Consider the following 20659-nt stretch of genomic DNA (forward strand, 5'->3'; position numbering starts at 1 on the left):
TTAAAAAAAAAAAAAAAAACACAAAAAACACCTCCCCCCCCCCCCCCCCCCCCCCCCCCCCCCCCCCCCCCCCCCCCCCCCCCCCCCCCCCCCTCCCACATTTGGACCTGCGGCGTCCTACAAATTGTACTTAGTTCCAGCCCGCCCGATCCATCAGGCGAATGGCTTCAGCCTGGCGCTTGCCCGCCACTTCCACCGGCAATGTATCCGCCACGAACTTGCCCCAGGTCGCCACTTCAGCCGACGGCGGTACCGCCGGGTTGGCCGGGAACTCCTGGTTCACATCGGCAAAGATCTTCTGCGCCTCAGGCGTGGTCATCCACTCCACCAGCGCCTTGGCGGCTTCCGGGTGTGGCGCGTGCTTGGTCAAGCCGATGCCCGACAGGTTCACATGCACGCCACGGTCGCCCTGGTTCGGCCAGAACAGCTTCACCGCCAGGTCCGGCTTCTGTTTGTGCAGGCGGCCGTAGTAGTAGGTGTTGACGATACCCACGTCGCACTGCCCGGCGTTGATCGCCTCCAGCACCGCGATGTCATCGGAGAACACGTCGGTGGACAGGTTATTCACCCAGCCCTTGACGATTTCTTCGGTCTTGGCCGCACCGTGGGTTTCGATCAGGGTGGCGGTCAGCGATTGGTTGTAGACCTTTTTCGCCGTGCGCAGGCACAGGCGGCCTTCCCACTGTTTGTCGGCCAGGGCTTCGTAGGTGGTCAGGTCACCCGGTTTGACCCGATCGGTGGAATACGCGATGGTCCGCGCACGCAGGCTCAAGCCGGTCCAGGCGTGAGCCGAAGAGCGGTACTGCAGGGGAATGTTCTTGTCGATCACCGGGGAGGTGAAGGGTTGCAGGATGCCCATTTGCTCGGCCTGCCAGAGGTTGCCGGCATCCACGGTGAGCAGCAGGTCGGCGGTGGCGTTTTCGCCCTCGGCCTTGATGCGCTGCATCAGCGGGGCTTCCTTGTCGGTGATGAACTTCACCTGTACACCGGTCTTTTGGGTGTAGGCGTCGAACACCGGCTTGATCAGTTCGTCGATGCGCGAGGAGTAGACCACCACTTCGTCGGCGGCCTGCACGGTGGTGCTGCCGATCAGGGTGAGTGCCAGGGCAGTCAGGAGGCGTTTGGGTGCCAACATGGGTGCGGTCTCTCATTTGCAAAGTAGGCGCAAATGATAGGGACTCACATTTGGTAACGCTCGACTGAGGCGTTACCAAATGTTGCGCGGACCTGTCAGGGCTTGGCCAGCTCCGGCAGATCCCCGGTCAACCCGAGGGCCTGGCGCACAAACACGGCCTTGGCTTCGGGCATCTGGTCGACCATCTTCAACCCGGCATTACGCAACCAGCGCAGCGGCAGTTGATCGGCCTGGAACAAGCGCTCAAAGCCTTCCATCGCCGCCATCAGGGCCAGGTTATGCGGCATGCGTCGGCGCTCGTAACGGCTGAGCACTTTCACATCGGCCAGGCGTTCACCGCGTTCGGTGGCCGACAACAACACTTCGGCCAGCACCGCCGCATCGAGGAACCCCAGGTTGACGCCCTGCCCGGCCAATGGGTGGATGACGTGGGCCGCGTCGCCGATCAACGCCAGGCCCTCGGCCACATAGCGTTTGGCGTGGCGCTGGCGCAAAGGCACGCAAACGCGCGGATCGGCGCTGATCACGCTGCCAAGGCGCCCTTCAAAGGCGCGCTCCAGCTCACGGCAGAAGCCTTCATCATCCAATGCCATCAGGCGTTCGGATTCAGCCGGCGTAGTCGACCAGACGATCGAGCACCAATCCTCCTGCCCGTCCCGCACCAGCGGCAAAAACGCCAGCGGGCCGGTGTCGGTAAAGCGTTGCCAGGCCGTGCGCTGGTGCGGCTGGCTGCTGCGCACGCTGGTAACGATGGCGTTATGCAGGTAGTCCCATTCACGGGTCGCGGTGCCGGTCAGGCGGCGCACGGCGGAGTTGGCACCATCGGCGGCCACCACCAGCGGCGCGCGCAATGTGCGGCCATCGGCCAGGGTCAGCAGCCAGTCATCGCCGGAGCGACGCATCTGCTCCAGGCGCGCATTCGCCAGCAGGCCCAGGTCGCAGTCGTGCAGACGGTCGAGCAAGGCATCCTGGACCACACGGTTCTCGACGATATGCCCGAGCACTTCGGCATGCACACTGGCCGCCGAAAAGTGGATCTGCCCGGTGCCGCTGCCGTCCCACACCTGCATCTCGCCGTAAGGGCTGGCGCGTCGTTCAACGATGCCATCCCACACACCGAGGCGCTCGAGGATGCGCTGGCTGGCAGCCGACAAAGCGCTTACACGCGGTTCGAAGGCCGCCTCGCGGTCGAAGGGTTTGACGCTCAGCGGGCTACCGTCCAGCAGCAGCACCTGCAGGCCACTGCCCTGCAACGCCAGCGCCAGGGCGCTTCCGACCATTCCGGCCCCGACAATCAGCACATCTGCGCGCATGTCCATGCTTTAAGCCTGTCTCGCTGGCGGCTTGCGCCGCACGTAAAGGGTTTTGTCGACCCGCGCCACCAGGGTGCCGGAGCCGTCATGAATCTGCACCTTGAGGTGGGGCAAGTACTTCTCGCCACCTTCGGTCTGTCGACGCACCTCATCCAGCAAGGCCTCGTCGATGGAAAATTCGGCATACACCGGGCCCTTGCCCGGCGAGATGAAGTCGATGCTCGCGGCCTTGTCCCACACGATGTAATCGCGGCCCAGGTTCTCCATCAACATCAGCATGTAGAACGGATCGACCATCGAATACAGGCTGCCGCCAAATTGCGTGCCGACGTAATTGCGGTTGTACCAACCCAGGCCCATGCGCACTTTGACGTGACGAAAATCGGCGCTCATATGCTGTACGCTCACCCCGGCACCCAAGTACGGCGGGTACAGGGTCATGACCCAGCGCAACAACCGCGCCTTGCCCAACCGTTCAACCAGCCACTTACGCATCGGGACGGGTACCCAGGCCCATGGCCTGACGGGCGAACCAACGCTTGGCCGGCGGCAACAAATCCAGGCCCAGCAGGCCCATATTGCGGCCCAGGGCGACCAGCGGTTGCGCGCTGCCAAACAGTCGCGTGACCTGGTCGGAGAAACCCACGGTCAACTTCTGATCCATGCGCTGGCGCTCGCGATAAGCCTGCAACGTCGCCAGGTCACCCGGCACCGCCGGCCCGGCCAGCAAGGCCTCGGCCAAGGCATGTGCATCACGCAGGGACAGGTTGAACCCCTGCCCGGCAATCGGGTGCAGGCTGTGGGCGGCATTGCCGAGGATCGCCAGGTGCGAGCGCACTTGCTCTTCGGCTTCCACCAGGGTCAACGGATACAAATGACGGGCGCCCACTTGCTTGAGGGTGCCCAGGCGGTAGCCGAACACGCCCTGCAATTCACTCAAGAAGCTACGTTCATCAAGATTGGCCAGGCGCTGTGCGTCCATGCCGATACGGGTCCACACCAACGCGCAGCGGTTGTCCGGCAGCGGCAGCAGGGCCATCGGGCCTTCATCGGTGAAACGCTCGAACGCTTCGCCGTTGTGGGCCTCGCTCGGGGTGATGTTGGCGATCAGCGCGCTCTGGTTGTACGGGCGGGTTTTCACGCCAATGCCCAGTTGCTCGCGCAGGCCGGAACGGCCGCCGTCGGCCAGCACAGCGAGGTCGCATTCCAGCACGGTTTCATCGTTGAGGGTCAGGCGGTAGCCATCGGGCAGCGGCTCCATGCGCGTGACTTCCGCCGGGCAACGCCAGCTCACCACGTCCTTGTCCAGGCCTTGCCACAGGCATTGGCCAAGCCAGGCGTTTTCCACCACGTAACCGAGGGCCGGCACGCCCTCCTCCATGGCGGACAACCGCGCGGTGGAGAAGCGCCCACGGTCCGACACATGGATCTGCTTGATCGGTTCGGCGCGGCGCGAGATTTGTTGCCACAGGCCCAGGCGCTGATAAATCTGCCGGGCGCCGTAGGACAGCGCCGAAGACCGCGCATCGTAGCTCGGCTGGTAGCTGTCGCCGGGCGCGAAGGGTTCGATCAGCACGATTTTCCAGCCACGCGCCTTGGCCCCGGCCTGCAACGCCAGCGCCAGGCTCGCGCCCACCAGGCCGCCGCCGATAATTGCCAGGTTGACCCGACTCATCGAGCGGCCGCCATCAGGGCTTCGATTTCGGCGACGCCCTTGGGGGCGCCGCCGGTCAGAATTTCACAGCCTTGCTTGGTCACCACTACGTCGTCCTCGATGCGTACGCCAATACCACGCCATTTTTTCGCGACGGCCTGGTTATCCGGCGAGATATAAATGCCCGGTTCCACGGTCAATGCCATGCCAACTTCCAGCACACGCCATTCGCCGCCCACCTTGTACTCGCCCACGTCATGCACATCCATTCCCAGCCAATGGCCGGCGCGGTGCATATAGAAGGGTTTGTAGGCTTCACTGGCGATCAGTTCATCGACGTCACCCTTCAGCAACCCCAGCTTCACCAGCCCGGCGGTGATGACCCGCACTGTCGCCTCATGGGCCTGATTCCAATGTTTGTTCGGCGCGATCTCGGCAAAGGCCGCCTCCTGGGAAGCCAGCACGATTTCATAGATCGCCTTCTGCTCCGCTGAAAACTTGCCGTTGACCGGCCAGGTGCGCGTGATGTCGCTGGCGTAGCAGTCGATTTCGCAACCGGCATCGATCAGCACCAGGTCGCCGTCCTTGAGCACGGCGTCATTCTGCTGGTAATGCAGGATGCAGCTGTTGCGCCCGGTGGCGACGATAGAGCCATAGGCCGGCATCTTCGCGCCGCCCTTGCGGAATTCGTAGTCCAGCTCGGCTTCCAGGCTGAACTCATGCAAGCCGGCGCGGCTGGCCTGCATCGCCTTCACATGGGCCGCGCAGGAAATTCGCGCAGCCTCGCGCATCACCTTCACTTCCGCCGCCGATTTATACAGGCGCATGTCGTGGAGCAGATGATCCAGGGCAACAAATTCGTTCGGTGGCTGGGCGCCAAGGTGCGCTTTAGAGCGGATGACGTTGATCCACTCCATCAAGTGCCGATCGAATTCGGCGTTACTGCCCATGGCTGAATACACCCGATCGCGGCCTTCGATCAGGCCGGGCAGAATGTCGTCGATATCAGTGATGGGGAAGGCATCGTCGGCGCCGTATTCGCGAATCGCGCCTTCGGTACCGGCGCGCAGGCCGTCCCACAATTCGCGTTCGGCGTTGCGCTCGCGGCAGAACAACACGTACTCGCCATGCTGGCGACCGGGCATCAGCACGATCACCGCTTCCGGTTCGGGGAAACCGCTCAGGTACTGGAAGTCGCTGTCCTGACGATAGACGTGCTCCACATCGCGATTGCGGATGGCCACGGCGGCGGCCGGCAGGATCGCGATGCTGTTGGGTTCCATCTGCGCCATGAGCGCCTTGCGGCGCCGGGTGTATTCCGCTTTGGGGATATGGATCATGGGCAGATGGGCTTCCTTTCTCTTTTAATGCAGCGAAGGCTTGGGGGCAGCAGGCTCAGCGGACTTTTTGGTCTCGGTGAACAGCAACAGCGGCGCGACGCGCAGGTATTCCATGACTTCCATGTAGTCGCCTTCACCGTCTTCGGACTCTTCCAGGGCATCTTGCACCTGGGAGATGGCCGCCAGGTCCTGCAGCACTTCCTTGGCGTCGGTACTCAACTCGAGGCCGCCGGCGTTCACGCCAAAACCGTGGAGGAAACCCTGGCACCACTGGCCCAGCGCGGCGGCGCGTTCGGTGAGCGGCGCGTCGTCGGTCGGCAGCAGCAGGACCACGGTGACGTCATCACCGGTCAGTTCGCCCTTGACCATCTCTTGCAGGCCGATCAGCGCGTTACGCACGTTGTCGGTCGGTTCGGTTTCCAGCAGTTCGGCCACATCGGCCAGCCAATTGTCGGCATCAAAGCCAACGCCGGTGCAACTGCGGCCGAGCAACACGCCGTGCAGTTCGGCAGGCGAGCAAGGATGACCGCTGGTGCTCAGCAGTTTGGAAAAAGCATCGTACGGGGAGTTCTGAATGGGCATGGTGAGCTAGGCGCCAGACGGCGCAATGTCTAGAATGGAGCGCTGTATCCTAGCACCGGCAGACGTACCAAGACTATCGAGGGCGTCAGATCGTTTATCCTGCAGTTGCCATTCATCAGACAAATCCAGTGGAACCCAATGGAAGACACCGACCTGCAAGCGCTGATGGCCAGACTCGAACTGCTAATTACTCGGGTCGAGCAACTTAAGAGTCAAAACGGACTCCTATTAGCTCAGGAAAAGACCTGGCGCGAGGAACGCGCTCACCTCATTGAAAAAAACGAAATCGCCCGGCGTAAGGTCGAATCGATGATTTCGCGCCTGAAGGCCCTGGAGCAAGACTCATGAGTTCAAGCAATAGCGTCACCGTGCAGATCCTCGACAAAGAATATTCGATCATCTGCCCCCAGGAAGAGCGCAACAACCTGGTGAGCGCCGCCCGCTACCTGGATGGCAAGATGCGTGAAATCCGCAGCAGCGGCAAAGTCATCGGTGCCGACCGCATTGCCGTGATGGCCGCGTTGAACATTACCCACGACCTGCTGCATAAGCAGGAGCGCCCTGACGTGCAGGCCAGCGGCTCGACGCGCGAACAGGTGCGTGACCTGCTCGAACGTGTGGATCTGGTACTTTCCAGCGATTCGGAAGCTCCCAAAGGCTGATTGCTGCGACTGTTTAAGGTATACTCGCCCCACTCCCTGGCGTGCTTGCCAGTCGGCGATGTCCCGGAGCCGATTCGCACTACCCTGGAAGTTGCACGTTGGGCTGGTGTGCATGTCCGCTAGACGGAAAGCCTTAAAGCCTACTGCTTCTTCCACCTTGAACTTTCGGGTTCAAGGGCTGAGTCGACAGCGGCGCTGTCGGGGAGCCTGAATACCAAACTCAATGCCAGTCTCCATGACTGGCATTGTTTTATGAGCTGAAATCATGACCGAACCTGCGCCGCCTTCCCGTCCGCAACTTCGACGCATGTTGCGCAACGCCCGCCGTGCCCTCACGCCGAGCCAGCAGCGCCAGGCTGCCCACGGCCTGTATCGGCAACTGGCGCAGCACCCGCTGTTTCGCCGGGCCAAACATATTTCCTTATATCTACCGACGGACGGTGAAATCGATCCGCGCCTGCTGCTGCGTGCGGCTCAGCGCCGGGGCAAGGCCACCTATCTGCCGGTGCTCAGCGCCTGGCCCCGGACCAAGATGGTGTTCCAACGCGTGCGACCGGGGGAAAAGCTGCGGCCCAACCGGTTTCGCATTCTTGAGCCGCAGGTAAATATCAGCCGGCAACGCGAGGTGTGGGCGCTGGACCTGGTGTTCTTGCCATTGGTGGGGTTCGACGAAACAGGTGGACGCCTGGGCATGGGCGGCGGCTTCTATGATCGCAGCCTCGCTTACCTGTCCCGCCGCCAGCGTTGGCGCAAGCCGACGCTACTGGGCCTGGCCCATGAATGTCAGAAAGTCGAACGACTGGTGCAGGCGAGCTGGGATGTGCCGTTGGCTGGCACAGTGACTGACAAGGGATGGTATATCGCACAGACGCCACTGGGATCAGCGGCGTCTTGAAGAAGGGTTAACGCTTGAACGGTTGCTGCTGCTGTTGAGCAAGCTCAACGGGCGCATCGGTCTTGTTCGACCACAAGCTTTGCGCATACCCGGTGGTCACGACGCCCAGACCAAACAAAATCACCAATATCCATAGTAAATCCGGTTTACGTTGCATCGATTGCCCCCCTTCAGGCACCTCGTACACGATGTTAACAACGTTCCACAGTAGTCCGTTGCAGCTGTGTCAAGCTTAAAACCCGCGCATTCTGCGGTAACGTGAACCAACACGCAAACCTTGGCGCCAACCGACTGTCGGTTTGTCATCAAATTGCCTGACAACTTGCCCAACGCCTTTTTCAGGAGTCCAAAAATGGCCTACTGGCTGATGAAATCCGAACCCGATGAACTCTCCATCAAAGGCCTGGAAAAGCTTGGCGAAGCGCGCTGGGACGGGGTGCGCAACTACCAGGCGCGCAACTTCCTGCGAGCGATGGCGGTGGGTGACCAATTTTTCTTCTACCACTCCAGTTGCCCCGAGCCAGGGATTGCCGGCATCGGCAAAATCATCGAGGCCGCCTACCCGGACCCTACCGCGCTGGAGCCGGACAGCCACTACTTCGACGCCAAGGCCACCCCGGAGAAAAACCCGTGGAGCGCGATCAACGTCGCGCACATCCAGACCTTTCCCAAGGTGCTGGGCCTGGGCTACCTGAAACAGCAAACCGCCCTCGCCGAATGGCCCCTGGTACAAAAAGGCAGTCGCTTGTCCGTGATGCCGGTCACCGCAGAACAATGGGCGGCGGTGCTGGCACTGCACTGACGAGAACCCTGCAGTCACGTTCCCGGCGCATGCATCTGCGCCTGAACAGGGTTAGGCTTGCGCTTCATTTGACCGGCATCAACGCCCCCTCGGGCTGCCTCGGTCAAACTAGGAAGCTAACGCTGCAGGATGCCCCCATGTCGATCACGCCACGCTCCTCCCACCTGTTTGCCGTTTTGTTGATTGCCTTGCTGCTCGCCGCCGGCGGCTTCGGTTACTGGAAGTCCACCCAGGACCGCCTGCCCGAAGGCTTGGGCATGGGCAACGGCCGCCTGGAATCCACCGAAGTACAGATCGCCGCCAAAATCCCCGGACGGCTGGCCGAGGTGCGGGTGGATGAAGGCGACAAGGTGCTCAAGGGCCAACTGCTGGCACGCATGGACACCCGCACCCTGGAAGCCCAGCGCGCCCAGGCCGAAGCCGAAGTGCTGCGCGCCAAGGAAAACTTCGCTGCCGCCGAGGCCAACGTGCAGCTGCGCCAAAGCGAGCAACTGCTGGCCAACCAGGAACTCAAGCGCACCCAGGAGCTGTACAAGCGCGGCTTTGCCAGCAGCCAGTTGATCGACCAGCAGCAGGCGCGCCAGAACACCGGCAACGCCGCCGTGATCGCCGCGCAAGCCCAGGTCAATTCGGTAAAGGCCGCCATCGGTGCCGCCCAGGCCCAGGTCGCCCAGCTGACCAGCGAAATCGACGACAGCAGCCTGCGCGCGCCCATCGACGGCATTATCCAACTGCGCCTGGCCGAGCCCGGCGAGGTCCTCGGTGCCGGCGGACGTGTGCTGTTGCTGATCGACCCCGAGGATCAGTACATGAACCTCTACCTGCCCGCCTCCGTCACCGGTCGCCTGACGGTTGGCAGTGACGCACGCATCCTGCTCGATGCCCTGCCCCAGCAACCGCTGCCGGCCAAGATCAGCTTTGTTGCCGCCAAGTCGCAGTTCACCCCAAAGGAAGTGGAAACCCGCGACGAACGCCAGAAACTGGTGTTTCGCGTCAAGCTGCGCCTGACCCAACCCAGCGCCGTGCCCCAGGCCAAACCGGGCATGCCCGGCGCCGGCTACGTGCGCATGGCTGACATAGACTGGCCGGCCAACCTGCAATGACCGGCCTGGCGCTGCACGCCACCGCCATCAACCACCGTTACGGCAAGCAGCAGGCCTTGATCGACATCGCCTTCAGCCTGCCCACCGGCACGCGCTGCGGGCTGATCGGCCCGGATGGGGCGGGCAAGTCGAGCCTGTTGGGGTTGATCGCCGGGGTTAAAAAGCTCCAGGACGGCCAACTGGAGGTGCTCGGCGGCTCCATCCAGGACCGTCGCCATCGCAACAGCCTGTACCCACGCATCGCCTTCATGCCCCAGGGCCTGGGCGGCAACCTGTATCCCGAACTGTCCATCAGCGAAAACATCCGCTTCTTTGCCACGCTGTTCGGCCTGTCCAAAGCCGACTGCGACCAGCGCATGCATAACCTGCTGCTGGCCACCGACCTCGCGCGCTTCGCCGAGCGCCCGGCCGGCAAGCTCTCCGGTGGCATGAAGCAGAAGCTCGGCCTCTGCTGTGCGCTGATCCACGACCCGGACCTGTTGATCCTCGACGAGCCCACCACCGGCGTCGACCCGCTGTCGCGGCGGCACTTCTGGGAACTGGTCGAGACCGTACGCAATGAGCGCCCGCAACTGACGCTGCTGGTAGCCACGGCCTATATGGAGGAAGCCGAGCAATTCGAACATTGCCTGATGCTCGACCGTGGCAAGCTGATCGCCGACGGGCTCAGCAGCGAACTGGCGGCAGCGACCCCCAGCGGCAAACTGGATGAGGCCTTCACCCACTTCCAGGGCGACAGCGCCCATGACAACCAGCCACTGGTGATCCCGCCAAGGGAAAACGCCAACACCGATATCGCCATCGAAGCCCACGACCTGACCCTGCGCTTCGGGGACTTCACGGCAGTGAACAAGGTCAGCTTTGCCATCGGCCGTGGCGAGATCTTCGGCTTCCTCGGCTCCAACGGTTGCGGCAAGACCACCACCATGAAAGTCCTCACCGGGCTGATGCCGGCCACTGAAGGCAGCGCCACGCTGCTGGGCAACCCGGTGAACGCCAAGGACCTGGCCACCCGCAAGCGCGTAGGGTTCATGTCGCAAAGCTTCTCGCTGTATGGCGAACTCAGCGTGCGCCAGAACCTGGTGTTGCACGCGCAACTGTTCGATTTGCCCAAGGCCGACAGCGGCCCGCGCATCGATGAGCTGATCCAACGCTTCGACCTCGGTGAAGTGGCCGAGCAGCCATCCGGGGAGCTGCCCCTCGGCCTGCGCCAACGCTTGTCATTGGCCGTGGCGGTGCTGCATCGCCCGGAAGTGTTGATCCTCGATGAGCCCACCTCGGGCGTCGACCCGGCGGCGCGGGATGATTTCTGGCGGCTGCTGATCGAGTTGTCCCGCGAACAAGGGGTGACGATCTTCCTGTCCACCCACTTCATGAATGAAGCCCAGCGCTGTGACCGCATCTCTTTGATGCATGCCGGCAAGGTACTGGCCTGCGACACGCCGAACGCACTGCAACGGCAATTCAACGGCGACACCCTGGAAGCCGCGTTCGTCACCTGCCTTGAACAAGCCCAAGGCGATGCCGAACCCGCCACGTCGGCCAAAACCGTCAGCGAAACCCATGCGCCACCCATCAGCAAGCGTGGTTTCAGCCTGTCTCGCCTGCTGGCCGTGGCCAGCCGCGAAGGCAAGGAGTTGCTGCGCGACAAAGTGCGCATGGCCTTCGCCCTGCTCGGCGCGATGTTCATGATGGTGATCTTCGGCTACGGCATTTCCCTGGACGTGGAAAACCTCGCCTTTGCCGTCTACGACCAGGACCAGACGCCACAAAGCCGCGCCTATCTGGAGGCCTTCCGCAGCTCGCGCTACTTCGCCGAGCAGGCGCCGATCCAGGACGCCCATGAATTGCACCGACGCCTGCAACGCTCGGAAATCAAACTGGCCCTGGAGATCCCGCCCGGCTTTGGTCGCGATCTCTATGCCGGGCGCCAACCCACCGTGGCCGCGTGGCTCGATGGCGGCATGCCGTTTCGTGCGGAAACCAGCCGCAACTATGTAGAGGCGGTGCACCAAGGCAACCTGCAGCAACTGGCTGAACTGAGCAGCCAACCCCGCAGCAACCAGGCCGCCGCCAAGCTCGAGACTCGTTTTCGCTATAACCAGGACGTGGTCAGCGTGAATGCCATCGGCCCGGGCGTGATGGCACTGATCCTGGCGTTTATCCCGGCAATGCTCACCGCCCTGGGCATCGTGCGCGAGAAAGAGCTGGGCTCGATCACCAACTTCTACGCCACACCCCTGACGCGCCTGGAATTCCTGCTCGGTAAGCAGGCGCCTTACCTGGCCGTGAGCCTGGTCAACCTGGCGGTTCTGGTGGCAATGAATCGCTGGCTGTTCGGTGTGCCGTTCAAGGGCAGCGGCCTGACGCTGGCGTTTGGCGGGCTCCTGTATGTGCTGGCTACGACCAGCATGGGCCTGCTGATTTCCGCGTTCACCCGCACCCAGATCGCGGCCATCCTCGGCACCATGATCATCACCAGCCTGCCAACCATTCAGTTCTCCGGGCTGATCGTGCCACGCTCGTCCCTGGAAGGCGCCGCCGCCTTGATGGGCGCACTGTTTCCGGCCGGGCACTTTTTGGATATCGCGGTGGGCACCTTCACCAAGGCCCTGGATCTGCGTCAGTTGTGGCCACAATGCCTGGCGCTGTTCGGCTTCTTTATCGGCTTCACCGGGTTGAGCCTGGTCATGCTCAAGAAGCAGGAGGCCTGATGCACAAGCTCGCACACATCTTCCGGCTGGGCATTAAGGAACTCACCAGCCTGCGGCACGATAGCGTCTTGCTGCTGTTTCTGTTCTACGCCTTCACCGTCGCCATCTACATGCCCGCCGCCGGCTCGGTGATCGGCGTGCACAACGCCAGCGTGGCGTTTGTCGATGAAGACCACAGCGCGCTCTCACGGCAAATGGCCGAGGCGCTGCAACCGCCCGAGTTCCAACCACCGGCGCCGTTGGCCTATGACCAGTTGGACAAGGTGATGGACAGCGGCCAGTACACCTTCGTAATCAACGTGCCAGCCAACTTCCAGGCCGACCTGTTGGCCGGTCGCCAGCCTGGCGTGCAGGTGAACGTCGACGCCACGGCGATGAGTCAGGCGTTCATGGGCGCGGGCTATATCGGGCGGATCTTCCAACGCGAGTTGCTCAACTACAGCGGGCAAACCGATGCCGCAACCCAGGCGCCCGCACTGCTCACGACCCGAGCACTGTTCAACACCAACCTGGAGGGCGGCTGGTTCCTGGCCGTAATCCAGATCGTCAACAACATCACCATCCTGGCCATCGTGCTCACGGGCACCGCGTTGCTGCGAGAGCGCGAGCACGGCACCCTCGACCACCTGCTGGTGCTGCCGCTGACGGCGCTGGAAATCATGCTGGCGAAAATCTGGAGCAACATGCTGGTGGTGGTGCTGTGCACTTGGCTATCGCTGGAGGTGGTGGTCAAAGGGCTGCTCGGCGTACCGCTGGCCGGGTCGCTGGGGTTGTTCCTGTTTGTGACCGCCCTGTATCTGTTTGCCAGTACGGCACTGGGGATCTTCCTCGCCACCCTCGCCCGCTCCACGCCGCAGTTCGGCTTGCTGGCGATCCCGGTGATTATCCCGATGCTGCTCTTGTCAGGCGGCAGCACGCCGCTGGACAGCATGCCCGAGTGGTTGCAATGGGTGATGCAGGGCTCGCCGTCGACGCACTTTGTGAGCCTGAGCGCAGCGATTTTGTTTCGCGACGCAGGCATCGGCGTGGTGTGGCCGGACTTGCTGGCGCTGGCGGGGATTGGGCTGTCGTTTTTTGCAGTGGCGTTGGCGCGGTTCAGGAAGAGTTTGGCGTCTTGAGCGTGATGAGCCCGCTGATTGTGGCGAGCGGGCTTGCCCCGCGTTGGGTGGCGAAGCCGCCCCAAAACCCTACGCCTCGGTGTGCCTGCAGAAAACTGGTGAATTTGGAGGGGGCTGCTGCGCAGCCCAACGCGGGGCAAGCCCGCTCGCCACAGTTACTGGATGATCAGGTTGTTGAACAACAGGTCTTCCACCATGGGCTTGCCAGTCTCGTCGTTCATCACTTGCTGGGTTTGCTTCAGCGCTTCCTGGCGCAGTTTTTCCTTGCCCTCGACAGTGCTCATCGTCTCGTTGGTCTGCTGGGTGAATAGCGCGACCAACTGGTTACGGATCAATGCGTCATTGGCCTTGACCGCTTTGGCGGCTTCCTCGCCGGTCACGCGCAGGGCGATGTCGGCCTTGAACACTTTGAGCTTGGCCGTGCCATCCAGGCCGTAGTTACCCACGAACGGCGGGCTCAGGCTGATATAGCTGACCTTCGGCGGCGCCCCTTCTTTGGCTTCTTCGGCCTGGGCTGCCATCGGCAAGGTCAGGGCCAGCATCAACAGGATCCACGCTTTCACAGTTCATTCCTCACATTCGGTTGCCGGGTAGCATAACGCTAGCAAGGCAGAGCACAAGCTTATGGCGACTTATCAGGGCCGAGCATGCTCGTTGACCCACACGGCTACCCTCCTACACTTATCGGCCACGACACCAAAAGGAATAGCCCGATGAAAGCTGTGCTGTGCAAAGCCTTCGGCCCCGCCGAAACCCTGGTGCTGGAAGAGATCGCCAGCCCGGCGATCAAGAAGAACGAAATCCTGCTGGATGTGCATGCCGCCGGGGTCAACTTCCCCGACACCCTGATCATCGAGGGTAAATACCAGTTCAAGCCGCCCTTCCCATTCTCGCCGGGTGGCGAGGCATCGGGCGTGGTCAGCGAAGTCGGGGAAAAGGTCAGCCACTTGAAAGTCGGCGACCGGGTCATGGCGCTCACCGGCTGGGGCAGCTTTGCCGAGCAGGTCGCGGTGCCGGGCTACAACGTGCTGCCGATCCCGCCGAGCATGGACTTCAACACCGCCGCCGCCTTCAGCATGACCTACGGCACCTCAATGCACGCGCTGAAACAACGCGCCAACCTGCAACCCGGCGAAACCCTGCTGGTCCTCGGCGCTTCCGGCGGCGTGGGCCTGGCCGCCGTGGAAATCGGCAAGGCCATGGGCGCACGGGTGATCGCCGCCGCGAGCAGCGCCGACAAACTCGCCGTGGCCAAGGCCGCCGGCGCCGATGAACTGATCAACTACAGCGAAGCCAGCCTCAAGGACGAGATCAAGCGCCTGACTGACGGTAACGGCGCCGATGTGATCTACGATCCGGTAGGCGGCGACCTGTTTGACCAGGCCATCCGCGCCATCGCCTGGAATGGCCGCCTGCTGGTGGTGGGTTTTGCCAGCGGGCGCATCCCGGAGCTGCCGGTGAACCTGGCGCTGCTCAAGGGCGCGGCGGTGGTCGGGGTGTTCTGGGGTTCATTTGCCCAGCGCCAGCCGCAGGACAACGCGGCGAACTTCCAGCAACTGTTCACTTGGTACGGTGAGGGCAAGCTCAAGCCATTGGTGTCGCAGGTCTATCCGCTGGAACAGGCCGCCCAGGCAATCAATGACCTCGGCCAGCGCAAGGCGGTGGGCAAGGTGGTCGTTCGAACCCGCTGACCGACCTGAAATGCAATCAAATGTGGGAGGGGGCTTGCCCCCGATGGCAGTGGGTCAGCTACAGATAAGCTGGCTGACCTACCGCTATCGGGGGCAAGCCCCCTCCCACATTTGTTCTCCATTGGTCTGAGAAACGCTAAGCGACCACTATTTATCTATTAGCGACATGTTCGTAAGAGAACACGCGCTTGCTCTCATTTCCTTTGTTTGCGCATAAGAGGCAATGCTATTTTCGGTAACGAAACTGTAACATTCGCATCCGCAGTCAAAACAAGAAATCTGGAGCTCTTGAATGTTTGCTTTCTTTCGTCCTGCCGCGCACCAGGCGCCCCTGCCTGAAGAAAAAATCGACAGTACCTATCGACGACTGCGCTGGCAGATCTTCGCCGGTATTTTCTTCGGTTATGCCGGGTACTACCTGCTGCGCAAAAACTTCTCCCTGGCCATGCCCTACCTGATCGACGAGGGTTACACCCGAGGTGAACTGGGCCTCGCGATGTCGGCCATCGCAATTGCCTACGGCCTGTCCAAGTTCCTCATGGGCCTGGTGTCCGACCGCTCCAACCCGCGCTACTTCCTGCCCTTCGGCCTGCTGGTATCGGCGGGGGTGATGTTCATTTTCGGTTTCGCACCTTGGGCGACGTCCAGCGTGACCATGATGTTCATTTTGCTGTTCATCAACGGCTGGGCCCAGGGCATGGGCTGGCCACCCAGTGGCCGGACCATGGTGCACTGGTGGTCGCAGAAAGAACGCGGCGGCGTGGTGTCGGTGTGGAACGTGGCGCACAACGTTGGCGGTGGCCTGATCGGCCCGCTGTTCCTGCTGGGGATGGCCTGGTTCAACGACTGGCATGCCGCCTTCTACGTGCCGGCCACGGTGGCCTTGGCGGTGGCGGCGTTTGCCTTCATCACCATGCGCGACACTCCGCAATCGGTGGGCCTGCCACCGATTGAGAAATACAAGAACGACTACCCGGAAGGCTACGACGCCAGCCACGAAGACGAATTCAGCGCCAAGGAAATCTTCGTCAAGTACGTGCTGCGCAACAAAATGCTCTGGTACATCGCCTTCGCCAACGTGTTCGTCTACCTGCTGCGCTACGGCGTACTGGACTGGGCGCCGACCTACCTCAAGGAAGCCAAGCACTTCACGGTGGATAAATCGTCCTGGGCGTACTTCTTCTACGAATGGGCAGGTATTCCGGGCACGCTGCTGTGTGGCTGGATGTCGGACAAGATCTTCCGTGGCAACCGTGGCCTGACCGGCATCGTGTTCATGGCGCTGGTGACCGTGGCGACCCTGGTGTACTGGCTCAACCCGCCGGGTAACCCGATGGTCGATATGATCGCGCTGTTCTCGATCGGCTTTTTGATCTACGGCCCGGTGATGTTGATCGGCCTGCAGGCGCTGGAACTGGCACCGAAGAAAGCCGCCGGTACGGCTGCGGGCTTCACCGGTCTGTTCGGCTACCTGGGCGGTTCGGTTGCAGCCAGTGCGGCCATGGGCTACACCGTGGACCATTTTGGCTGGGACGGTGGTTTTGTGCTGCTGATCGGTGCGTGCCTGCTGGCCATCGCGTTCCTGATCCCAACACTGTGGCACACCAACAGCGTCAGCTCAGCGCGTTAATCGCCTGAGCAATCCTTGGCACAACGCTTGAGCCGCGCCTCCAGATTCTTGTCTGGCATGGCGTGGCTACGCAGGGCGTTGACGGTCCGCTCGACATAATCGCGAGTAGTGCCGTAACGCCCGCAAGCGCTTTGCAACACGTGATTCAGCACAATATCAGGCAGGTTGCCGGCGTAACTGGGCAAGTGCCGCTCCAACACAAACCCCAACGCCTGCACCTGACTGCCATCTTCAAGACGGCAACTGAGCCAGTGCGGCCGGTACGAGGGGTAAGGCATCTCGCGCTGCCACAAGGCGTAAAGCGAGGCCTCCAGTTGATCTTCCGGCAAGCGATAGGCGAACCCGCTGCACGAACCTCCGCGATCCAGGCCAAAGACCAGCCCCGGCAATTCCGGCGTACCCCGATGCTCATGGGACCACAGGTACAAGCCGCGGTGATAACCGTGCACCCGTGCCCGCACCCGTTCGGTCGACGAGCATTCCGGGCGCCAGATCAGCGAACCATACGCAAATAGCCAGACCGGCCCACCCTTGTGCCGGCCCATGGTGGCCTGCATCGAGCTCATTAACTGTTCGTGAGTGAGTTGCGGCCCAAGATCGAGCCGCGGAGGGTAAGCCAATTGCAAAAGATCGGATTCAATGGCGGTCATGGCGAAAAGCGGTGCGCCTCCTGTGTGTTACCAGTTGTAAGCAACTTTACCGTAATAAAACGCGCCGCTGTAACCGTACGGCGAAAAAGTGCTATGGCGGTTGCCGCCACTGCTTTGGCGGCGCAGTCCCGTTCATCAGGATTGAACGGAACAATCCCACTACTTTCAGCCCAGGTTCAGCCTGGGAACACGTCACGCCGTCAAACTGGCGCGCACATCACGACCCACCTAGCCGCCCATCAAACCGACTATTGAGGTCGCACCCATGAAGAAAATTCGACTGCCGGGCCTGCTGTTCCTGGCACAAGCCACCACCGCACTGGCTGGCGAAACGCCGCCCGCCGACGACCACAAAGGCTTCTGGTACGCGCAGACCAGCGTCTATACCCGGCACTTCGCGCCGGACAAAGACCACAACAACAACCAGGACCTGATCGGCCTGGAGCGCAATGAGGCATCAGGATTGGTGTATGGCGGGGCGACGTTTCGCAACTCGTTCAGCCAGCGCTCGTACTACGCCTACGCAGGCAAGCGCTATGACATGGCCGACTCTGCGGTGTACCTGAAGGTCACAGGCGGGGCGATCCAGGGCTATCGCGGCAAATACCGCGACAAGATCCCCCTCAACCGTTTCGGCGTGGCGCCGGTGATCATTCCGTCGGTAGGCACCCATTACGGGCCGGTGGCAGCGGAGTTGGTGCTGCTGGGGTTCAATGCGGCGATGGTGACGACCGGGGTACGATTCTGAGCGGGCGCAAGCCCCCTCCCACAGCTCGGTTTCGTCAGGGCCGCGGCGCGTAGGCGAATACGTCGGCGCGCATCTGGTGCGCATCCATGCCGGCGTCGACCAACGCATCCAGCGTGCCGTAGATCATCGCCGGTGAACCGCTGGCGTAGACATGCACCGCCTTGAGGTCGGCAATGTCTTCGCACACCGCTTCATGCAGCAGGCCGCAGCGCCCCTCCCAACCACACAGGTCGCTGACCACCTTGTGCAGGAACAGGTTGGGCAGTTGCAGCCATTGGTCCCAGTGCTCGATCTCGTAGAAATCTTCCGGGCGACGCACACCCCAGTACAGGTGCACCGGATGCTTGAAGCCGGAAGCGCGGCAATGCTCGATCAGGCTGTGCATCTGCGCCATGCCGGTACCGGCGGCGATCAGCACCAATGGCCCGTCCGGCAGCTCGGCCAGGTGGGTGTCGCCAAAAGGCAGCTCGATGCGCGCCATCTGGTTGCGCTGCAATTGCTCCAGCAAGTTGCGCGCGCTGTCCTCGCGGGCCAGTACATGCAGTTCCAGCTCGCGACCGGCATGGGGCGCCGACGCCAGGGAAAATGCCGACTTCTCGCCATTCTCCCGCTCGATCATCAGGTATTGCCCGGCGTGGTAACGCACCGCCTTGCCGGCCGGGGCCCGCAGACGCACGCGCCACACGTCGCCACCTACTTCCACGCACTCACTCAATTGGCACGACAACTTGCGCAACGGCAACTCTCCCGGCGCCAGCACGCCATCCCACAACACAATGCAATCTTCCAGCGGCTCGGCGATGCAGGTGTAGAACTCACCATGGTCGCGCACTTCGCCGGCTTGCTGCACCCGGCCTTCCACCAGCAGTGCGGCGCACACGTGGCACACGCCATTGCGACACGCCTGGGGGCACTCGTAGCCCAGGCGGCGCGCGCCTTCGAGGATTCGCTCGCCGGGTTCCAGCTCCAGCACGGCGCCGGAAGGTTGCAGGGTTACACGCATCAATCTATTCCCAATTCTTTCCAGATCGCATCGACACGTGCCGTGACGGCCTCATCCTTGACGATCACCCGGCCCCACTCGCGGGTCGTTTCACCCGGCCATTTGTGGGTAGCGTCCAGGCCCATCTTCGAGCCCAGGCCCGACACCGGCGACGCGAAGTCGAGGTAGTCGATCGGTGTGTTGTCGATCATCACCGTGTCGCGCTTGGGGTCCATGCGCGTGGTGATGGCCCAGATCACATCGTTCCAGTCCCGGGCGTTGATGTCGTCGTCGGTGACGATAACGAACTTGGTGTACATGAACTGTCGCAAAAACGACCACACACCCAGCATTACCCGCTTGGCATGGCCCGGGTACGACTTCTTCATCGTCACGATGGCCATGCGATACGAGCAGCCTTCCGGCGGCAGGTAGAAGTCGGTGATCTCCGGGAATTGCTTCTGCAGGATCGGCACGAACACTTCGTTCAGCGCCACACCCAGAATCGCCGGCTCATCTGGCGGACGGCCGGTGTAGGTGCTGTGGTAGATCGGCTTGATCCGATGGGTGATGCGCTCGACGGTGAACACCGGAAAGCTGTCGACTTCGTTGTAATAGCCGGTGTGGTCGCCGTACGGGCCTTCATCGGCCATCTCGCCTGGATGAATCACGCCTTCGAGGATGATTTCAGCGGTGGCCGGTACTTGCAGGTCGTTGCCACGGCACTTCACCAGCTCGGTGCGGTTGCCACGTAACAGGCCGGCGAAGGCATACTCGGACAGGCTGTCGGGTACAGGGGTCACGGCGCCGAGGATGGTCGCCGGGTCGGCGCCCAGGGCCACGGAGACCGGGAACGGCTTGCCGGGATGCTTCTCGCACCACTCACGGAAGTCCAAGGCACCGCCACGGTGGCTCAGCCAACGCATGATCACCTTGTTGCGGCCGATCACTTGCTGGCGGTAGATACCGAGGTTCTGGCGGTCTTTGTTCGGGCCCTTGGTGACGGTCAGGCCCCAGGTGATCAGCGGGCCGACATCGCCGGGCCAGCAGGTTTGCACGGGGAGCATGGCCAGATCGACGTCATCCCCTTCGATGACCACTTCCTGGCATACCGCGTCCTTGACCACCTTGGGTGCCATGGCAATGATCTTGCGGAAGATCGGCAGCTTCGACCAGGCATCCTTAAGGCCCTTGGGCGGCTCGGGTTCCTTGAGGAACGCCAGCAGCTTGCCGATCTCGCGCAATTCGCTGACCGCCTCGGCGCCCATGCCAAAGGCCACACGCTCGGGGGTACCGAACAGGTTGCCGAGCACCGGAATATCAAAACCGGTGGGGTTCTCGAACAGCAGCGCCGGCCCCTTGTTACGCAAGGTGCGGTCGCAAATCTCAGTCATTTCCAGCACCGGGGAAATCGGCATCTGGATACGTTTCAACTCTCCGCGCTGCTCAAGTTGCTGCACGAAATCCCGAAGATCCTTGAATTTCATTAACCATGCCACCCGTAAAATAGGCGTACATCCTACCTGCTCTGAGGGCTGCTGGCAGCTTATCGCGGTGCATTTGGATCGGGAACATGCTTAAAAAACGCGCAAAAAAAAATGGCGCCCCCGAGGGCGCCATTCTTTTGGACCTGAAACGTC

At 62.1% G+C, this 20659-nt stretch carries 21 protein-coding genes and 1 other RNA gene; 11 read left to right on the plus strand and 11 right to left on the minus strand.

Features of this window, described 5'->3' with window-relative positions:
- Positions 1-130 precede the first annotated feature (130 nt).
- The 6 genes from M2397_RS29745 to M2397_RS29770 form a co-directional block, all read right to left on the minus strand.
- Positions 131-1135 carry an extracellular solute-binding protein gene (locus M2397_RS29745; protein WP_053127831.1) on the minus strand — a complete coding sequence of 335 codons (1005 nt, stop codon included), beginning with the start codon at positions 1133-1135 and terminating at the stop codon, positions 131-133.
- A 95-nt stretch (positions 1136-1230) separates the two neighbouring features.
- Positions 1231-2448 carry a 2-octaprenyl-3-methyl-6-methoxy-1,4-benzoquinol hydroxylase gene (locus M2397_RS29750; protein WP_167656808.1) on the minus strand — a complete coding sequence of 406 codons (1218 nt, stop codon included), beginning with the start codon at positions 2446-2448 and terminating at the stop codon, positions 1231-1233.
- Between the two features lie 9 nt (positions 2449-2457).
- Entirely contained in the window at positions 2458-2943 is a 486-nt protein-coding gene (locus tag M2397_RS29755) for a DUF4442 domain-containing protein (RefSeq protein WP_053127827.1), read from the minus strand.
- Entirely contained in the window at positions 2936-4123 is a 1188-nt protein-coding gene (ubiH, locus tag M2397_RS29760; RefSeq protein WP_131697574.1) for a 2-octaprenyl-6-methoxyphenyl hydroxylase, read from the minus strand. The genes M2397_RS29755 and ubiH overlap by 8 nt, the downstream gene beginning before the upstream one ends.
- Positions 4120-5442 carry a Xaa-Pro aminopeptidase gene (pepP, locus tag M2397_RS29765; protein ID WP_184745161.1) on the minus strand — a complete coding sequence of 441 codons (1323 nt, stop codon included), beginning with the start codon at positions 5440-5442 and terminating at the stop codon, positions 4120-4122. The genes ubiH and pepP overlap by 4 nt, the downstream gene beginning before the upstream one ends.
- A gap of 24 nt (positions 5443-5466) precedes the next feature.
- Complete coding sequence (locus M2397_RS29770; protein ID WP_015886444.1) at positions 5467-6024, minus strand: YecA family protein; 558 nt, start codon at positions 6022-6024, stop codon at positions 5467-5469.
- 138 nt (positions 6025-6162) lie between these two features.
- Between M2397_RS29770 and M2397_RS29775 the strand changes: the two genes are divergently transcribed.
- The 4 genes from M2397_RS29775 (at position 6163) to M2397_RS29790 (ending at position 7581) form a co-directional block, all read left to right on the plus strand.
- Positions 6163-6372: a TIGR02449 family protein gene (locus tag M2397_RS29775; protein WP_007982902.1), complete on the plus strand. Its 210-nt coding sequence runs from the start codon at positions 6163-6165 to the stop codon at positions 6370-6372.
- Complete coding sequence (locus M2397_RS29780) at positions 6369-6686, plus strand: cell division protein ZapA (RefSeq protein ID WP_131697576.1); 318 nt, start codon at positions 6369-6371, stop codon at positions 6684-6686. Before M2397_RS29775 ends, M2397_RS29780 begins: the two co-directional genes overlap by 4 nt.
- 30 nt (positions 6687-6716) lie before the next feature.
- Positions 6717-6895, plus strand: a non-coding RNA gene (gene ssrS / locus M2397_RS29785) — 6S RNA.
- Between the two features lie 56 nt (positions 6896-6951).
- The gene (locus tag M2397_RS29790; RefSeq protein WP_131697577.1) at positions 6952-7581 is read left to right on the plus strand and encodes a 5-formyltetrahydrofolate cyclo-ligase; all 630 of its coding nucleotides are present in this window, start codon (positions 6952-6954) and stop codon (positions 7579-7581) included.
- A 7-nt stretch (positions 7582-7588) separates the two neighbouring features.
- Here the strand turns inward: M2397_RS29790 and M2397_RS29795 are convergent, their stop codons facing one another.
- Positions 7589-7738 (minus strand): hypothetical protein, encoded by a 150-nt coding sequence (locus M2397_RS29795; RefSeq protein ID WP_164299887.1) that lies wholly within the window; start codon positions 7736-7738, stop codon positions 7589-7591.
- Between the two features lie 195 nt (positions 7739-7933).
- Here M2397_RS29795 and M2397_RS29800 point away from each other — a divergent pair, with 195 nt between their 5' ends.
- From M2397_RS29800 to M2397_RS29815, 4 genes are all read left to right on the plus strand, one after another.
- Positions 7934-8383, plus strand: a complete 450-nt coding sequence (locus M2397_RS29800; protein WP_131697578.1) for an EVE domain-containing protein — start codon at positions 7934-7936, stop codon at positions 8381-8383.
- A 137-nt stretch (positions 8384-8520) separates the two neighbouring features.
- Positions 8521-9486, plus strand: a complete 966-nt coding sequence (locus M2397_RS29805; protein WP_131697579.1) for an HlyD family secretion protein — start codon at positions 8521-8523, stop codon at positions 9484-9486.
- Positions 9483-12200, plus strand: a complete 2718-nt coding sequence (gene rbbA, locus M2397_RS29810) for a ribosome-associated ATPase/putative transporter RbbA (protein ID WP_259245004.1) — start codon at positions 9483-9485, stop codon at positions 12198-12200. Before M2397_RS29805 ends, rbbA begins: the two co-directional genes overlap by 4 nt.
- Positions 12200-13318 carry an ABC transporter permease gene (locus tag M2397_RS29815; protein WP_259245005.1) on the plus strand — a complete coding sequence of 373 codons (1119 nt, stop codon included), beginning with the start codon at positions 12200-12202 and terminating at the stop codon, positions 13316-13318. The genes rbbA and M2397_RS29815 overlap by 1 nt, the downstream gene beginning before the upstream one ends.
- A gap of 155 nt (positions 13319-13473) precedes the next feature.
- Here the strand turns inward: M2397_RS29815 and M2397_RS29820 are convergent, their stop codons facing one another.
- Positions 13474-13881 carry a flagellar basal body-associated protein FliL gene (locus M2397_RS29820; protein ID WP_131697582.1) on the minus strand — a complete coding sequence of 136 codons (408 nt, stop codon included), beginning with the start codon at positions 13879-13881 and terminating at the stop codon, positions 13474-13476.
- A 150-nt stretch (positions 13882-14031) separates the two neighbouring features.
- On the opposite strand from M2397_RS29820, the gene M2397_RS29825 reads away from it, so the two are divergent.
- Together M2397_RS29825 and glpT are read left to right on the plus strand one after the other, a co-directional pair.
- A complete protein-coding gene (locus tag M2397_RS29825) occupies positions 14032-15009 on the plus strand; it encodes an NADPH:quinone oxidoreductase family protein (protein ID WP_131697583.1) in 978 nt (325 codons plus the stop codon).
- 292 nt (positions 15010-15301) lie between these two features.
- The gene (gene glpT, locus M2397_RS29830; RefSeq protein ID WP_092489833.1) at positions 15302-16639 is read left to right on the plus strand and encodes a glycerol-3-phosphate transporter; all 1338 of its coding nucleotides are present in this window, start codon (positions 15302-15304) and stop codon (positions 16637-16639) included.
- On the opposite strand, the gene M2397_RS29835 is transcribed toward glpT, so the two are convergent.
- Complete coding sequence (locus M2397_RS29835; RefSeq protein ID WP_259245006.1) at positions 16636-17289, minus strand: gamma-glutamylcyclotransferase; 654 nt, start codon at positions 17287-17289, stop codon at positions 16636-16638. The two genes, glpT and M2397_RS29835, sit on opposite strands and share 4 nt — an antisense overlap.
- 265 nt (positions 17290-17554) lie before the next feature.
- On the opposite strand from M2397_RS29835, the gene M2397_RS29840 reads away from it, so the two are divergent.
- The gene (locus M2397_RS29840; protein ID WP_259245007.1) at positions 17555-18037 is read left to right on the plus strand and encodes a sn-glycerol-3-phosphate transporter; all 483 of its coding nucleotides are present in this window, start codon (positions 17555-17557) and stop codon (positions 18035-18037) included.
- 34 nt (positions 18038-18071) lie between these two features.
- On the opposite strand, the gene M2397_RS29845 is transcribed toward M2397_RS29840, so the two are convergent.
- Together M2397_RS29845 and ubiD are read right to left on the minus strand one after the other, a co-directional pair.
- Positions 18072-19040 carry a CDP-6-deoxy-delta-3,4-glucoseen reductase gene (locus tag M2397_RS29845; RefSeq protein ID WP_131697586.1) on the minus strand — a complete coding sequence of 323 codons (969 nt, stop codon included), beginning with the start codon at positions 19038-19040 and terminating at the stop codon, positions 18072-18074.
- Positions 19040-20506, minus strand: coding sequence for a 4-hydroxy-3-polyprenylbenzoate decarboxylase (gene ubiD / locus M2397_RS29850; protein ID WP_027608362.1), 1467 nt, complete (start codon positions 20504-20506; stop codon positions 19040-19042). The genes M2397_RS29845 and ubiD overlap by 1 nt, the downstream gene beginning before the upstream one ends.
- Between the last annotated feature and the right edge of the window lie 153 nt (positions 20507-20659).

The sequence above is a fragment of the Pseudomonas sp. BIGb0381 genome, assembly GCF_024809815.1.
Taxonomy (GTDB): domain Bacteria; phylum Pseudomonadota; class Gammaproteobacteria; order Pseudomonadales; family Pseudomonadaceae; genus Aquipseudomonas.

What these genes read in the sequence shown, in the direction of transcription:
- M2397_RS29745 (WP_053127831.1), bottom strand. Translation starts at nt 1,135, where the DNA reads ATGTTGGCACCCAAACGCCTCCTGACTGCCCTGGCACTCACCCTGATC.
- M2397_RS29750 (WP_167656808.1), bottom strand. Translation starts at nt 2,448, where the DNA reads ATGCGCGCAGATGTGCTGATTGTCGGGGCCGGAATGGTCGGAAGCGCC.
- M2397_RS29755 (WP_053127827.1), bottom strand. Translation starts at nt 2,943, where the DNA reads ATGCGTAAGTGGCTGGTTGAACGGTTGGGCAAGGCGCGGTTGTTGCGC.
- ubiH (WP_131697574.1), bottom strand. Translation starts at nt 4,123, where the DNA reads ATGAGTCGGGTCAACCTGGCAATTATCGGCGGCGGCCTGGTGGGCGCG.
- pepP (WP_184745161.1), bottom strand. Translation starts at nt 5,442, where the DNA reads ATGATCCATATCCCCAAAGCGGAATACACCCGGCGCCGCAAGGCGCTC.
- M2397_RS29770 (WP_015886444.1), bottom strand. Translation starts at nt 6,024, where the DNA reads ATGCCCATTCAGAACTCCCCGTACGATGCTTTTTCCAAACTGCTGAGC.
- M2397_RS29775 (WP_007982902.1), top strand. Translation starts at nt 6,163, where the DNA reads ATGGAAGACACCGACCTGCAAGCGCTGATGGCCAGACTCGAACTGCTA.
- M2397_RS29780 (WP_131697576.1), top strand. Translation starts at nt 6,369, where the DNA reads ATGAGTTCAAGCAATAGCGTCACCGTGCAGATCCTCGACAAAGAATAT.
- M2397_RS29790 (WP_131697577.1), top strand. Translation starts at nt 6,952, where the DNA reads ATGACCGAACCTGCGCCGCCTTCCCGTCCGCAACTTCGACGCATGTTG.
- M2397_RS29795 (WP_164299887.1), bottom strand. Translation starts at nt 7,738, where the DNA reads ATGCAACGTAAACCGGATTTACTATGGATATTGGTGATTTTGTTTGGT.
- M2397_RS29800 (WP_131697578.1), top strand. Translation starts at nt 7,934, where the DNA reads ATGGCCTACTGGCTGATGAAATCCGAACCCGATGAACTCTCCATCAAA.
- M2397_RS29805 (WP_131697579.1), top strand. Translation starts at nt 8,521, where the DNA reads ATGTCGATCACGCCACGCTCCTCCCACCTGTTTGCCGTTTTGTTGATT.
- rbbA (WP_259245004.1), top strand. Translation starts at nt 9,483, where the DNA reads ATGACCGGCCTGGCGCTGCACGCCACCGCCATCAACCACCGTTACGGC.
- M2397_RS29815 (WP_259245005.1), top strand. Translation starts at nt 12,200, where the DNA reads ATGCACAAGCTCGCACACATCTTCCGGCTGGGCATTAAGGAACTCACC.
- M2397_RS29825 (WP_131697583.1), top strand. Translation starts at nt 14,032, where the DNA reads ATGAAAGCTGTGCTGTGCAAAGCCTTCGGCCCCGCCGAAACCCTGGTG.
- glpT (WP_092489833.1), top strand. Translation starts at nt 15,302, where the DNA reads ATGTTTGCTTTCTTTCGTCCTGCCGCGCACCAGGCGCCCCTGCCTGAA.
- M2397_RS29835 (WP_259245006.1), bottom strand. Translation starts at nt 17,289, where the DNA reads ATGACCGCCATTGAATCCGATCTTTTGCAATTGGCTTACCCTCCGCGG.
- M2397_RS29840 (WP_259245007.1), top strand. Translation starts at nt 17,555, where the DNA reads ATGAAGAAAATTCGACTGCCGGGCCTGCTGTTCCTGGCACAAGCCACC.
- M2397_RS29845 (WP_131697586.1), bottom strand. Translation starts at nt 19,040, where the DNA reads ATGCGTGTAACCCTGCAACCTTCCGGCGCCGTGCTGGAGCTGGAACCC.
- ubiD (WP_027608362.1), bottom strand. Translation starts at nt 20,506, where the DNA reads ATGAAATTCAAGGATCTTCGGGATTTCGTGCAGCAACTTGAGCAGCGC.